The following is a 13268-nucleotide window of genomic DNA, read 5'->3' on the forward strand; positions in this document are numbered from 1 at the left end:
ATACGGACGGTTTCATACGACATGGCACGTACGGACGACGGTGTCGACGCAGCACTGCTCGCGCTGATCCACCAGCTCTACGGACAGCAGAGCCACCTCATCGACGGTGGCTCCGCGCGGGAGTGGGCGCTCACGTTCACGCCCGACGGCGAGTTCTGCTCACCCAGCTACCCGGCACCCGTCTCCGGGACGGACGCGCTCGAGGCATTCGCCGGGCGCTTCTACGTCGGAGCGCAGGACGCCGGCGAGGTGCATCGCCACGTCATCACCAACATCGCCGTCGACCGCGTCGACGACGACACCCTGCGCGTTCGGGCGTACCTGCAGATTGTGGCCACTGCCCGTGGCGGTGCTCCACGTCCGGTCCGATTCACCACGATCGACGACGTGGTCGTCCGGCACGGCGACACATGGCTGATTGCTCGCCGCACAGTTTCTCGCGACGACGCCTGAACCGGATCGTCGCCTTCTCTCACTCGTTCCACACTTTCGGAGGAAACCCATAATGTCTGCTGATGCCCAGAATCCGGGTCGTACCGTCACCGCGCAGATCGTCGCGCAATACCCGGAAATGGCCGGCAAGGTCGCCGTCGTCACCGGTGCCGCACGCGGAATGGGCGCACAGTTCGCCCGCGGTCTCGCGTCGCGCGGCGTCAACGTCGTCGGTGGCGACATCAACGACGTCCAGATGAAGGAGACCGCCGAGCAGATCAACGCCGAACTCGCAGCCGAATCCCTCGCCGAGACCCCCGGCATCGTGGTCGGCGCGCGCATCGACGTCACCGATCCGGCCGAGCACGAGACGCTCGCCCAGGTGGCGCTGCAGGAGTTCGGGTGGATCGACTTCTGGATCAACAACGCCGGCATCTTCCCGTTCGCGCTCGCCGACGAGATCACGAAGGAGCAGATCGCAGCGACGCTCGACGTCAACGTCGAGGGTGTCCTCTTCGGTGCGCAGGCCGCGGCGCGGCACATGCAGCCGGGCAGCGCGATCGTCAACATGTCGTCGGTGTCGGCGCTGCGCGTGCGTAAGGGTCGCGGCGCGTACTGCGCGTCGAAGGCTGCCGTCGCGCACCTCACCGAGGTCCTCGCGGTCGAATTCGGCGACAAGGGAATTCGTGTCAACTCGATTGCTCCCGGCTACATCGACACCGAGATGACCCGCTGGGTGCAGGAGGATCCGGCGGCGCTGAAGCACGCACTCGATGTCGTGCCGCTGCACCGTCTGGGCTCGCCGGAAGAGGTCTTCGGCCCACTGCTGTTCCTGTTGTCCGACAGCGCTCGTTACGTCACGGGCCACTCGATCGCGGTCGACGGCGGCTCGCGCCATGTCTGATCCGGTCCTGGAAACCGTGACCTACCCGTCGGTCGTTCTCGTCACGGGCGCGGCTTCGGGTATGGGTGCCAACCACTCTCGCGTCCTGGCGGCCCGCGGTGCTCACGTGTGTCTGGCCGACGTGGCCGATGCGACCCCGGTCGTCGAGGAGATCGAAGCTGCGGGGGGCTCGGCGTCGGCGCACACGCTCGACGTCGCCGACCCGGCATCGTGGGCTCGGGTGGTGGATGAGATCCGGTCCCAGCGCGGAGCGCTCGGCGGACTGGTCAACAACGCCGGGATCTCGCGGCGGCTCGAGTTCATGGACACCCCGGACGACGTCTGGGAAGCCACGATGCGCATCAATCTGTTCGGTCCCTTCTACGGGATGAAAGCCGTTGCGCCCCTTATCCGCGACAGCGGAGGCGGGTCCATCGTCAACATCTCCTCGATTTCGGGTCAGATCGGCTATTTCTCTCCGGCCTACTCGTCGAGCAAGTGGGGAGTGCGAGGCCTGTCGAAATCGGCCGCAGGAAATTTCGCGAAGTGGGGAATCCGAGTGAATTCGGTACACCCCGGGCTGGTCGGAACGTCGCTGCTGGGAGGGGCGGACGCGTTCGTCGGCGCCGCTCTCGAGAGCGTTCCGTTCGGGCGGATGGCAACGGTCGACGAGGTCACCGACGCTGTCATGTTCCTACTGTCCGACCGGTCCACGTACATGACCGGAAGTGAGGTCACCGTCGACGGCGGCATGACCTCCAACGGGCTCTACCACCGCATCATCGCGGAGACGGGAGATCAACTGTCATGAGCGACGACATCATCGACGTCGTGGTGATCGGTGGCGGCGGCGCAGGCCTTGCTGCGGCGGTGTCTGCCGCCGAGGCCGGAGCGAGCGTCCTGCTGTTCGAATCCGAAACCGAACTGGGCGGGTCGACGCAGCTGTCGGCCGGGCTGTTCACCGCTGCGGGAACGAGCGTGCAGGCCGGACTCGGTATCGAGGACTCCGCCGACAAGTTCTTCCAGCACTACATGGACCTCAACCACTGGATCCTCAACCCGGGCCTGGTCCGGGCGTTCTGCGAGAACGCCGGCCCTACCCTCGAGTGGCTCCTCGAACTCGGTGTGGAGATCCCGGCGCGGGTGTCGTCGAATGCTCACATGCCGGGGCTGTGCCAGGCCGGAGTGGAGGATGTCTGGCGTGGCCACGTGCCGAAGGACCAGGGGTACGGACTGGTGCAGACGCTCGACCGGGCCCGCCGTGCCCACGGGGTGGAGGCGATCCTTGCCACCCGGGTGCAGCGTCTGCTCGTCGAGGACGGTCGGGTCGTCGGTGTCGTGGCGGACGACATCGAGGTCCGCGCGCACGCCGTTGTCGTGGCGTCCGGCGGATTCGCACAGAGCACTGAACTGCTCGAGCAGTACTACCCGTATCCGCTCGAAGCCGGTGACTCGCTGTTCGTGGTCGCGGCACCCGGTAGCCGGGGCGATCACCTCCGGTTCGGCGAGCAGATCGGTTCCGCGGTCGTCGGCAAGGACTGGGGCCTGACCATGCCCACCGCCTATTTCCAGCGCTACCACCATTGGCAGGCAGGGTTCCCGCCCAAGTCGCGGATCTACGTCAACAAGGCCGGTCGGCGGTTCATGGACGAGGATGCGTCGTACGCCGTGTCGGGCGGCCTCATGGACGCGCAGGGCGGGCCCGTGTGGGCGATCTTCGACGAGAAGGCGCGTACCGGGCTCCCCACCGGTTACGCCGACTGGGACGCCGACCGCGTCGAGGCGGAAGCCGACGCGGGGCGCACTGTGCGCGCCGACACACTCCACGAACTCGCAGGACTGATCGACGTGCCGGTGTCCGCGCTGGTGGCCACCGTGACCCGGTGGAACGCCCAGCTCCCGAGCGGTGTCGACGACGATTTCCTGCGCCACCGGACCCTTGCGAACAAGGGCTCGACCTCCGATCCCGACCCCGTCGCCGAGGGACCGTTCTACGCGGTGCGTATGCTGCCCGCGGAACTGGTCTGTACGCACGCGGGGCTCGAGATCAATCGGAACGCCGAAGTTCTCGACACGATCGGGAACGTCGTCCCCGGCCTGTATGCGGCCGGAGAAGCGGGAGCCGGGATCCTCGGCCTCCGCTATGTGGGTGGCGGAAACGCCGTCGCCAACGCATTGACCATGGGCCGCATCGCAGGCCGAAACGCAGCGGGAGTCGGCTCTGCGCTGCCCGCCGAACTCGGTGCAGCCGGCGTCTGACGCAGGCTGTCCCCCCAGAACCTCAAAGGACACATCATGCTCGGTTCCGACGCGGCACCTGCCGCGGCAAGTCCCCCGCTCGCAGACCCGGCACCGCAGAAGCAGTCCACGGCGAAGGTCATCCGCGCGGCTGTCGTGGGCACCGTCGTCGAGTACTACGACTTCGGTATCTACGGCTACATGGCGACCATGGTCGCCACCCTGTTCTTCGTCTCGGAGAACGACACCGCCGCTCTGCTCGGCACGTTCGCGGCGTTTGCGGTGGCGTTCTTCCTGCGGGTGCCCGGCGGTATCTTCTTCGGGCACATCGGCGACAAGTTCGGCCGCAAGACCGCACTGTCCTGGACCATCCTGCTGATGGTCATCGCCACGGCGGCGATGGGCCTGATGCCGACCTACGCCACCCTCGGCGTGTGGGCGACCGTCCTGCTCGTGCTCGCCCGCTGTCTCCAGGGCTTCGCGGCCGGCGGCGAACTCGGCGGCGCCAATGCATTCGTCTCGGAATCGGCTCCCGCTCGCTGGCGGGCCACACAGACGTCGATGGTCAACTCCGGTACCTATCTCGGCTCGTTGGCAGCCTCGCTCGTCGCGCTCGGTATCACCTCGACCTTCTCGGAAGAACAGATCCTCGAGTGGGCGTGGCGCATTCCGTTCCTGCTCAGCGTCGTGATCGGTGTGATCGGCGTCTGGATCCGGAACCACCTCGAGGACACTCCGCAGTTCGAGGAGATGGCCGACAAGGGTGAGACGAAGAAGCTGCCCATCAAGGAGCTGCTGAAGACCTCCGGCGGAAGCGTCGTCAAGATCGTCATGCTCGGTGCGCTCATCGTCGGTGGGTATTACATCGCGTCCGTGTATGCGGCGACCTACCTGCAGACCGAGGGCGGGCAGACGTCGTCGGTGGCGTTCCTCTCCACGTCGCTCGCGCTCGTTCTCGGCGTGATCACACTGCCCATCGCCGGGTATGCGGCAGACAAGTACGGACGTAAGCCGGTGTTGTTCATCGGGAGCGTGGCGTCCGCCGTGCTCGGCGTCCCGATGTTCATGTTGATGTCGGGTGGAACCATCTGGCAGGCGGTCGTCGGTCAGTCCGTGCTGTTCATCTGCGTGTCGATCGTCAACGGCGCCTCCTTCGTCGTCTACGTCGAGATGCTGAAGGCGTCGGTGCGGTACAGCGGCATCGCCCTCGGCAACAACATCACGAACATGTGCCTCGGCGGCACGGCACCGTTCATCGCGACCTACCTGATCGATGTCACCGACAACTCGCTGGCACCGGCCGGATACTTCGTGTTCTGTGCACTGCTCACGCTGGTCGCTGTCTTCTTCATCAAGGAGACCAAGGGCATCGAACTGCGGACCGACTGACGTCGGACCCGTTCTCGAACGAACGCCGACACCCCGATGTGGGTGTCGGCGTTCGTCGTTCAACAGATGATAAATGTGTGAACAATCTCGCGGTCTGCGGTACTGTGACCGCATGTCAGCACCCCGCGACCTCGACTACTGGTCCTTCGTCGAACTCGCGCAGGAGCGTCTGAACAGCAAGTTCGGCGACCATCACCGCAGCGCGACCGAAGTGCTGCTCACGTTGAACCGGGCCTCGGACATCGTCACCTACGATCTCGAATCGAGCGTGCACCGCCCGCGCGGGCGCTCGTGGTCGGGCTATCGCCTGATGTTCGTGATCTGGCTGGCCGGTCCCATCGAACCGAATGTCGCGGCGAGGTTGACCGGGATGAGTCGTGCGGCCGTGTCGAATCTGGCGAAACCGCTGGTCGAAGCCGGTGTTCTGGAGAAGACGCCCGTCAGCCACGATGCCCGTTCGGTGCAGCTGTCGCTGACCGAGGCCGGCGAGAAGGAAATCGTCGAGGCCTTCGCTGCGCAGAACGAGCGCGAACTCGCGTGGGTGGACGTCCTCAGCGACGCTGAACAGCAGATTCTCGTGATGCTGCTGAACAAGCTCATCACCAACCGCAGCCAGTTCGACGTGCGCGGACGCAACTGATTCACGGCAACTTCATCCCTGTGGTTGCGCTCACGCTCCCGAATTAGTTAATGTATTTACTAACCCCGGCGGCGACAGAGACACCGCGCAGCCCGATTCACCATCTCCGAGGAGCTGAACCATGGCGTTCTACCGACAGCTCGGCGTCATCCCGCCCAAGCGTCACACCCAGCACCGCGACGACAACGGCAACCTCTACTACGAGGAGCTGATGGGTGAGGAAGGCTTCTCGTCCGATTCCGCGCTGCTGTACCACAAGTACATCCCGTCGGCGATCGTCGAAGCCAGCGAATGGACGGTGCCGGAGCAGTCCACGACTCCGAACCATCCGCTCAAGCCGCGGCACCTGAAGCTGCACGATCTGTTCCCGGAGAGCGTCTGGAACGACACCGACGTCGTCACCGGCCGCCGGATGATCCTCGGCAACCCCGACGTGCGCATCTCGTATGCCGTGTCCAAGAAGCCCTCGCCGCTCTATCGCAACGTGGTGGGCGACGAGATGGTCTACGTCGAGTCGGGCACCGCGAACGTCGAGACCGTGTTCGGCACCCTCGAGGCCAAGCCCGGCGACTACGTGCTGCTGCCCATGGCGACCACGCATCGCTGGGTGCCCACGGGAGACGAGCCGCTGCGTGCCTACACGATCGAGGCCAACAGCCACATCGTGCCGCCGAAGCGTTACCTGTCGAAGTTCGGCCAGTTCCTCGAGAACGCCCCGTTCTGCGAACGCGACCTGCACGGCCCCACCGAGCCGTTGATCGTCGAGGAGGAGAACGTCGAGGTGCTCGTCAAGCACCGCACCTCCCACGGCATCGTCGGTACCCGCTACCTCATGCCGAACCACCCGTTCGACGTCGTCGGCTGGGACGGCTGCCTGTACCCGTACACGTTCTCGATCCACGACTACGAGCCGATCACCGGTCGCGTGCACCAGCCGCCGCCGGCGCACCAGTCGTTCGAGGGCAACAACTTCGTGATCTGCAACTTCGTGCCGCGCAAGGTGGACTACCACCCGCTGTCGATTCCGGTGCCGTACTACCACTCGAACGTCGACTCGGACGAGGTCATGTTCTACGTGGGTGGCGACTACGAAGCACGCAAGGGCTCGGGTATCGGCCAGGGCTCCATCTCGGTCCATCCCGGCGGCCACGCTCACGGCCCGCAGCCGGGTGCGTACGAACGCAGTATCGGTGCCGAGTTCTTCGACGAACTCGCCGTCATGGTCGACACGTTCCGGCCCCTCGAACTCGGTGAAGGCGCCCTCGCGTGCGAGGACGCCGCGTACGCCAGTAGCTGGAACCGCAACCGGGAGGCATCCAAGTGACGACCTTCGGGCCCCTACTCACGCACCTGTGCGACGACGCCGCGCTCTTCCCGCCCGGCAATGCGCCGATCGCGGATGCAGTCCCGGCGCACGCCGTCCACACCGCTGCCGATCACGCACCGCTCGTCGGTTCGTTCGTGTTCCCCGCCGGACGCCTCGGCGAACTCACCGAACTGCTCGAGCGGCAGCCGTACTCCGGTGAGCTCGAACTGAGCCTGACGGTGCCCGCCGGAACCGCCGCGGTTGCTCCGGCGCTGGAGAAGGCAGCGACACTCGATTCGGTGTCCGTCACCGCCCTCGAAATCGCAGTGCCCGCCGAGCAGACCGTCGACGAACTCTTTGCCGCGCTCGACGAGATCTACTCGGCCAACCCGGAACTCAGCGTGTTCGTCGAAGTACCCCGAGACGAGCGTCGCCCGGAGATCCTGGCTCGTCTCGCGCAGACGCCGTACTCGGCGAAGTTTCGCACCGGAGGCATCGTCGTCGAGGCCTATCCGGACGAGGCCGAACTCGCCGACGCAATCCGCACCGTCGTGACGGCGGGTGTGCCGTTCAAGGCCACGGCCGGACTGCATCACGCGATCCGCAACACCGACCCCGAGACGGGATTCGAGCAACACGGTTTCCTGAACATCCTCGACGCGGTCGCCGTGGCACTCGACGGCGGCGACAATGCTGCAGTTGCGGAGGCGCTCGCCGACCGCGACGGTGCTGCTCTCGCATCACGTTTGAAGGATCTGTCCGACGAGCAGGCAACCGAGGTGCGCGGCCGGTTCCGCTCGTACGGCACCTGCAGTATCGCCGATCCGCTCACCGATCTGCTCGACCTCGGGCTCGCACCGTCGTCCGTATCCCCGATCAGCGAAGGAACACTCTCATGACCACCATTGCAATCCCCGAGGGTTCGCTCTTCGGACCGGACAACCTCCCGTACGGCATCTTCTCCACCGCCGACACCGAGCCGCGTGTCGGTGTGCGCGTGGGTGATTCGGTCCTCGACCTGAGTCGCGTGTTCGAAGACGACGTCGTATTTGCCGAACCGAGCCTCAACGCCTTCATGGCCCAGGGCCGTGCCCGTTGGGACGAGGTGCGTGCCATCATCAAGCAGACGATCGCCGGCGACGTGGACGACGACGCCGTCTTCCCGATCGCCGACGTCACGCTGCACATGCCGATCGAGGTCGCCGATTACGTCGACTTCTACGCATCGGAGAACCATGCGTCGAACCTGGGCCGTCTGTTCCGTCCCCAGAACCCCGACCCGCTCATGCCGAACTGGAAGCACCTGCCCGTCGGTTACCACGGCCGCTCGTCGACCGTCGTCACCTCGGGTGTCGACATCGTCCGTCCGTGCGGTCAGCGCAAGGGACCGAATGACGAAGCGCCTGTGTACGGCCCGTCGATCCGTCTCGACATCGAAGCCGAGATGGGCTTCATCGTCGGCGCGGGCTCGAAGATGGGTGAACAGATCGCTCCCGACGAGTTCGCCGATCACTGCTTCGGCGCGGTGATCCTCAACGACTGGTCGGCCCGCGACATCCAGGCCTGGGAGTACGTGCCGCTCGGACCGAACCTCGGCAAGTCGTTCGCGACGTCGATCTCGCCGTGGGTCGTGCCGATTGCAGCGCTCGAGGCCGCGCGCATCGACACCCCGGATCAGGACCCCGCACCGCTCCCGTACCTGTTGGGTGAGGAGAAGTGGGGCCTGGATATCGATCTCGCGGTGGAGTGGAACGGCCACATCGTCTCGCGCCCGCCGTACGCCCAGATGTACTGGTCACCCGCGCAGATGCTGGCGCACACCGCGGTCAACGGCGCCGCGACCCGCACCGGCGACCTGTTCGGCTCCGGCACCATCTCCGGCACGGAGAAGGATCAGCGCGGCGCATTCATCGAACTCACCTGGGGTGGTGCAGAGCCCGTCCAGGTCGGCGACGAGACGCGCACCTTCCTCGAGGACGGCGACGAGATCTCCATCTCTGCTTCCGCTCCGGGCCCGAACGGCTCGCGCATCGGTTTCGGTGAGGTGCGCAACCGCATCCTGCCCGCCACGGGAGACGCCAAGTGAGCAAGGTCTTCGCCACGGCGGCCGACGCGGTCGCCGATATCCCCTCGGGTGCGTCGCTCGCCGTCGGTGGTTTCGGCCTGTCGGGTATCCCCGACGAGCTGATCGCGGCGATCGCCGCCGGCGACGCCTCCGACTTCGAGGTGTTCTCCAACAACTGCGGCGTCGACGGGCACGGACTCGGGATCCTTCTCGGTGAGAAGCGGATCCGCCGCGTCACTGCGTCGTACGTCGGTGAGAACAAGGAGTTCGCGCGGCAGTATCTCTCCGGTGAGCTCGAGGTGGAGTTGACGCCGCAGGGCACGTTGGCGGAGAAGCTCCGTGCCGGTGGTGCCGGTATCCCGGCGTTCTTCACCCCGGCCGGTGTCGGTACCCCGATCTCCGAGGGTGGTCTGCCGTGGCGGTATGCCGCCGATGGTTCGGTGGAGATCGCGTCTCCGGCGAAGGAGATCCGTGAGTTCCGTGGCAAGCGGTACGTGCTCGAGGAGTCCATCAACGCGGACTATTCGTTGGTGCATGCGCTCAAGGGCGACACCGAGGGCAATCTGGTGTTCAACAAGGCTGCGATGAACTTCAACCCGCTCGCGGCGATGGCCGGCAAGGTGTGCATCGTGCAGGTCGAGGAGCTCGTCGAGCCGGGTGAGATCGATCCGGCGCAGGTGCATCTGCCGGGCGTCTTCGTCAGCCGCATTGTCCACACGGGTGTGCAGGACAAGCAGATCGAGAAGCGCACCGTCAGCGCAGGAAAGGTGGCCTGAGCATGACTGCTGTTGTAGAGACGCTCGGCTGGTCGCGTACGGAGATGGCTGCGCGTGCGGCGCAGGAACTCTCGCCGGGCGAGTACGTCAATCTCGGTATCGGTCTGCCGACTCTGATCCCGAACTATCTGCCCGAGGGGGTTCGGGTGACGTTGCATTCGGAGAATGGAATCTTGGGTACCGGCCCGTATCCGACGGAGGATGCGATCGATCCGGATCTGATCAATGCCGGTAAGGAGACCGTGACGGTCAATCCTGGTGCGGCGTTCTTCGATTCGGCGTTGAGCTTCGGGATGATCCGCGGTGGTCATATCGACACCGCCGTGCTCGGCGGTATGGAGGTCTCGCAGACCGGGGATCTGGCGAATTGGATGGTGCCGGGCAAGATGGTCAAGGGCATGGGCGGTGCGATGGATCTGGTGCACGGTGCCCGCAAGGTGATCGTGTTGATGGAGCACACCGACAAGTCCGGTGCGCCGAAGATCGTCGATACGTGTTCGCTTCCGTTGACCGGTGAGGGTGTGGTCCAGCGCATCGTCACCAATCTTGCCGTCATCGACGTGACAGACAATGGTCTTGCCTTGCGTGAGTGCGCGCCGGGCGTGACCGAAGAGCAGGTCCGTGCAGCAACAGGAGCGCCCCTGGCTTGATGGCCGGACCACGCAGCGATACCCGGGACCCACAAGGACCCGGGTACCGTTGTTTCTGCAGTCGGTCAGTCGATCGAGAGAATTTCTCCCACAGAACAATTCAGAACACGGCACAGTGCTGTCAGGGTCGAGAACCGGATGGCGCGAGCTCGACCGTTCTTCAGTACCGACAGGTTTACGACGCTCACCCCCACCTCTTCGGCCAACTGCGCCAACGTCATACCTCGATCGGCGAGCAGTGTGTCGAGGTGGCAGCGAACGGCATGCTCTGTTTCGGGAGGCATCAGATGAGGCCTTCGTTGTCGCGGGCCATACGGCTTCCGATGCGCAGTGCGATGGCCACTGCCGAGAGAGCCATGCAAAACACGTAGCCGTACCAGAATTCAGGCCCGAGCCCTGCGAAGTCGAGCATCTCCCGAGCCTCCACATCGCGCAGCAACAAGTTGGTGCCGAGCGTCCGGGGCATCTGAGGAACGAGGATCGCGGCGATTCCGGTGAGGGACGCGATCCAGACGAGTCGAACCGCGAGGCGGTCGAACAACCGGCCTCGGACGAACCGCGCGACCATCCAGGTCAGAAGCGCCAGTATGGCCAGGTAGCCGAGTGTCTGCAGTCCTTCCGCGCTACGGAGGAGTCCGACGGTGACCGGGGAGAGCGGGCCCGTCGAGACCTCGATGGTGGAGGGTGATCCGAGTTGCATCGCGACACCGTCGAGCGAGGTCAGTGTTTGAGGCTCGTCGAACTCGACGCGGGCTGTGACGATCCCGGCGTTCAGTTCGTGGAGTAGGCGGGTGACGTAGGTGTAGAGGACAACGCCGCCGGTGAGGGCGAAGACCGCGATCGACGCCCACAGGTCGCGGCGGTCCTTCTTCGACGTGTCGGTTGGTGTGATCGGTCCGGTGTCGGTCGTGTCCATGTCTGCTCCCGCGCCTCGTAATGGTCCATAACGATTATCGATGCATCGATAATCGTTATACACATCGAAAAACGATATGTCCAGACGTGCGGGATTGCGGGATTGCGGGTGTCCGGGAAGGTGGTCGGTCTCAGATTCTGTCGACCGGGTCGCCGCAGTGGACGACCCCCTGCGCGCTGACCTGCGCGTACACGCCGACGCACGGTGCTTCTTTGCCGCCTTCACGGGTCAGTACGCGATTGCGCGACATGACGTTACGCAGCATCTCGCGTCGAGCCGGGATCTCTTGATGATCGAGCGTGACCATCACACACCGATCGGTGCGCTTGTTCGGTTCGATGACGACGTCGCCGAGCTCGAGCAGAACACCCAACCAGTCGTTCTCGACGAACCCGTCCATGTCTCCGGTGTCGACGACGATCGTCGGGCGGAACCGACGCACCGCGACCTCGATCGGGTCGCCGGTGTCCAGGGCATTCACAGACGACGAGGTGACCACATGCAGGGGAGCGGCATCGTAGGAGCGGGCTCTGGCTTCCAGCCGCACCGGATGCCCGGTCAGATCCGACAACATCGCGTCGACCTCGCTGTCGTCGCCGAGCATCACGGTGCCGTCGGGAAACGTCAATTCCAGCGACGCCGGGTCGCGCGGATCGGTTTCGTCCGTCAGTCGCGCACCACAGGTCAGCAGTACACCGAAACGACGGAACTTCTTCGCGGTTGCCACGGTGCCCGATTCTGCATCGACGACCGCCCACACGTGGTCGCCGCGGAGACCGTCTGATTCGATCGTCGCCGACTGCAACCGCTCGCCTCCGAACGACTTGACCGGATACCGCCACAATTGACCGACATGCACAACGAGCCAGCATACGGATGCCAGGTGACCTGTGGGGGCGTGCTCTAAGGTGACGGCCATGACGGAGAACAGACGACGGTGGGGGCTCACAGTGCCCCTCGACGGCATCCCCCTTGCCGACCAGCGCAGCCTGATCGAGGAACTCCCCGACCTCGGCTACACCGACGTCTGGTCGTCCGAAGCCAACGTGGCCGATGCCTTCACCCCCCTTGCGCTGGCGAGCGCATGGGCGCCGTCGCTGCGGCTCGGCACCGCGATCGTCCCCGTCTACACCCGCGGCCCGGCGACGCTCGCGATGTCTGCTGCCACCTTGGCCTCCGCAGCTCCAGGACGGTTCGTGCTCGGAGTCGGCACGTCGTCCAACGTCATCGTCGAGAAATGGAACGGCATCCCCTTCGACGAGCCGTACAAGCGCGCCCGCGACACGCTGCGTTTCCTGAAGTCGGCGCTGGCCGGCGAGAAGGTGACGCAGCAATACGACACCTTCACCGTCGACGGGTTCCGTGCCGGGCTGGTCGCCGACCCCGCTCCACCGGTATTGCTCGCAGCGCTGCGCCCGGGGATGCTGCGCCTCGCCGGCAAGGAAGCCGACGGAGCGATCGTCAACTGGCTTTCGGCCGACGATGTGCGCACCGTCGCGCCGTACGTCCACGAGGGCGGTGAAGGTAAGGAGATCGTCGCGCGGATCTTCGTGCTCCCCGGATACGACACCGATACCGCCCGAGCGATGGGTCGCCGGATGATCGCCGCCTACATGAACGTGCCCGTCTACCGCGCCTTCCACGAGTTCCTCGGACGCTCCGACGAATTCGAAGGCATGTGGCGACTGTGGGCGGAGGGCGATCGCAAGGCTGCACTCGAGGCGATTCCCGACCATGTCGTCGACGAACTCATCGTGCACGGACATCCCGACGAGTGCCGCGAACACGTCGAACGTTACGTGGAGGCGGGAGTCGCCACTCCTGCAATCCTGCTTGTTGCCGACGGCGATCCGACGCCGATGATCCGCGCCCTCGCACCGCGCTGAGGTTCCGGGCGTCACGATTCGGTAGCGACGGTTAACAGAAGGGAACGAGGACACGAATAATCGAGCAGGTCGCTCGAGGAGTTGTTC

The 13268-nt window shown here is 65.2% G+C and carries 15 protein-coding genes; 12 read left to right on the top strand and 3 right to left on the bottom strand.

The genetic code is table 11. The features are described 5' to 3' along the window. The first annotated feature begins 21 nt into the window (after positions 1 to 21). From ACZ46K_RS07235 to ACZ46K_RS07285, 11 genes are all read left to right on the top strand, one after another. Positions 22 to 453 (top strand): nuclear transport factor 2 family protein, encoded by a 432-nt coding sequence (locus ACZ46K_RS07235; protein ID WP_054806090.1) that lies wholly within the window; start codon positions 22 to 24, stop codon positions 451 to 453. Positions 454 to 505: 52 nt separating this feature from the next. After that, positions 506 to 1336 (top strand): SDR family NAD(P)-dependent oxidoreductase, encoded by an 831-nt coding sequence (locus tag ACZ46K_RS07240; RefSeq protein WP_464747388.1) that lies wholly within the window; start codon positions 506 to 508, stop codon positions 1334 to 1336. Then, positions 1329 to 2126 carry an SDR family NAD(P)-dependent oxidoreductase gene (locus ACZ46K_RS07245; protein ID WP_054810051.1) on the top strand — a complete coding sequence of 266 codons (798 nt, stop codon included), beginning with the start codon at positions 1329 to 1331 and terminating at the stop codon, positions 2124 to 2126. The genes ACZ46K_RS07240 and ACZ46K_RS07245 overlap by 8 nt, the downstream gene beginning before the upstream one ends. Beyond that, a complete protein-coding gene (locus ACZ46K_RS07250; RefSeq protein WP_464747391.1) occupies positions 2123 to 3574 on the top strand; it encodes an FAD-dependent oxidoreductase in 1452 nt (483 codons plus the stop codon). The genes ACZ46K_RS07245 and ACZ46K_RS07250 overlap by 4 nt, the downstream gene beginning before the upstream one ends. A 36-nt stretch (positions 3575 to 3610) precedes the next feature. Then, positions 3611 to 4942: an MFS transporter gene (locus ACZ46K_RS07255; protein ID WP_464747393.1), complete on the top strand. Its 1332-nt coding sequence runs from the start codon at positions 3611 to 3613 to the stop codon at positions 4940 to 4942. 112 nt (positions 4943 to 5054) lie between these two features. Beyond that, entirely contained in the window at positions 5055 to 5582 is a 528-nt protein-coding gene (locus ACZ46K_RS07260) for a MarR family winged helix-turn-helix transcriptional regulator (protein ID WP_464747395.1), read from the top strand. 121 nt (positions 5583 to 5703) lie between these two features. Then, a complete protein-coding gene (locus tag ACZ46K_RS07265; protein WP_464747397.1) occupies positions 5704 to 6906 on the top strand; it encodes a homogentisate 1,2-dioxygenase domain-containing protein in 1203 nt (400 codons plus the stop codon). Then, a complete protein-coding gene (locus tag ACZ46K_RS07270; RefSeq protein ID WP_054806088.1) occupies positions 6903 to 7787 on the top strand; it encodes a hypothetical protein in 885 nt (294 codons plus the stop codon). Before ACZ46K_RS07265 ends, ACZ46K_RS07270 begins: the two co-directional genes overlap by 4 nt. Then, positions 7784 to 8974 carry a fumarylacetoacetase gene (fahA, locus tag ACZ46K_RS07275; protein WP_464747399.1) on the top strand — a complete coding sequence of 397 codons (1191 nt, stop codon included), beginning with the start codon at positions 7784 to 7786 and terminating at the stop codon, positions 8972 to 8974. The genes ACZ46K_RS07270 and fahA overlap by 4 nt, the downstream gene beginning before the upstream one ends. Further along, positions 8971 to 9729 (top strand): CoA transferase subunit A, encoded by a 759-nt coding sequence (locus ACZ46K_RS07280; protein ID WP_464747401.1) that lies wholly within the window; start codon positions 8971 to 8973, stop codon positions 9727 to 9729. Before fahA ends, ACZ46K_RS07280 begins: the two co-directional genes overlap by 4 nt. 2 nt (positions 9730 to 9731) lie before the next feature. Then, positions 9732 to 10379 carry a CoA transferase subunit B gene (locus ACZ46K_RS07285; protein WP_464747403.1) on the top strand — a complete coding sequence of 216 codons (648 nt, stop codon included), beginning with the start codon at positions 9732 to 9734 and terminating at the stop codon, positions 10377 to 10379. Between the two features lie 65 nt (positions 10380 to 10444). Here the strand turns inward: ACZ46K_RS07285 and ACZ46K_RS07290 are convergent, their stop codons facing one another. The 3 genes from ACZ46K_RS07290 to ACZ46K_RS07300 form a co-directional block, all read right to left on the bottom strand. Then, positions 10445 to 10663: a helix-turn-helix domain-containing protein gene (locus tag ACZ46K_RS07290; protein ID WP_054807576.1), complete on the bottom strand. Its 219-nt coding sequence runs from the start codon at positions 10661 to 10663 to the stop codon at positions 10445 to 10447. After that, positions 10663 to 11295, bottom strand: coding sequence for a hypothetical protein (locus ACZ46K_RS07295; RefSeq protein ID WP_054807577.1), 633 nt, complete (start codon positions 11293 to 11295; stop codon positions 10663 to 10665). The genes ACZ46K_RS07290 and ACZ46K_RS07295 overlap by 1 nt, the downstream gene beginning before the upstream one ends. Positions 11296 to 11425: 130 nt before the next feature. Beyond that, on the bottom strand, positions 11426 to 12214 hold the full coding sequence (locus ACZ46K_RS07300; protein ID WP_464747406.1) for an MOSC domain-containing protein: 789 nt from the start codon (positions 12212 to 12214) through the stop codon (positions 11426 to 11428). Here ACZ46K_RS07300 and ACZ46K_RS07305 point away from each other — a divergent pair. Then, the gene (locus ACZ46K_RS07305) at positions 12213 to 13181 is read left to right on the top strand and encodes an LLM class F420-dependent oxidoreductase (protein WP_054807579.1); all 969 of its coding nucleotides are present in this window, start codon (positions 12213 to 12215) and stop codon (positions 13179 to 13181) included. The genes ACZ46K_RS07300 and ACZ46K_RS07305 overlap by 2 nt on opposite strands. Positions 13182 to 13268: the final 87 nt, after the last annotated feature.

Source organism: Rhodococcus sp. JCM 9793 (assembly GCF_055380405.1).

Coding starts and splice junctions, on each gene's coding strand:
- ACZ46K_RS07235 (WP_054806090.1), top strand. CDS start 22: ATGGCACGTACGGACGACGGTGTCGACGCAGCACTGCTCGCGCTGATC.
- ACZ46K_RS07240 (WP_464747388.1), top strand. CDS start 506: ATGTCTGCTGATGCCCAGAATCCGGGTCGTACCGTCACCGCGCAGATC.
- ACZ46K_RS07245 (WP_054810051.1), top strand. CDS start 1,329: ATGTCTGATCCGGTCCTGGAAACCGTGACCTACCCGTCGGTCGTTCTC.
- ACZ46K_RS07250 (WP_464747391.1), top strand. CDS start 2,123: ATGAGCGACGACATCATCGACGTCGTGGTGATCGGTGGCGGCGGCGCA.
- ACZ46K_RS07255 (WP_464747393.1), top strand. CDS start 3,611: ATGCTCGGTTCCGACGCGGCACCTGCCGCGGCAAGTCCCCCGCTCGCA.
- ACZ46K_RS07260 (WP_464747395.1), top strand. CDS start 5,055: ATGTCAGCACCCCGCGACCTCGACTACTGGTCCTTCGTCGAACTCGCG.
- ACZ46K_RS07265 (WP_464747397.1), top strand. CDS start 5,704: ATGGCGTTCTACCGACAGCTCGGCGTCATCCCGCCCAAGCGTCACACC.
- fahA (WP_464747399.1), top strand. CDS start 7,784: ATGACCACCATTGCAATCCCCGAGGGTTCGCTCTTCGGACCGGACAAC.
- ACZ46K_RS07285 (WP_464747403.1), top strand. CDS start 9,732: ATGACTGCTGTTGTAGAGACGCTCGGCTGGTCGCGTACGGAGATGGCT.
- ACZ46K_RS07290 (WP_054807576.1), bottom strand. CDS start 10,663: ATGCCTCCCGAAACAGAGCATGCCGTTCGCTGCCACCTCGACACACTG.
- ACZ46K_RS07295 (WP_054807577.1), bottom strand. CDS start 11,295: ATGGACACGACCGACACCGGACCGATCACACCAACCGACACGTCGAAG.
- ACZ46K_RS07305 (WP_054807579.1), top strand. CDS start 12,213: ATGACGGAGAACAGACGACGGTGGGGGCTCACAGTGCCCCTCGACGGC.
- ACZ46K_RS07300 (WP_464747406.1), bottom strand. CDS start 12,214: ATGGCCGTCACCTTAGAGCACGCCCCCACAGGTCACCTGGCATCCGTA.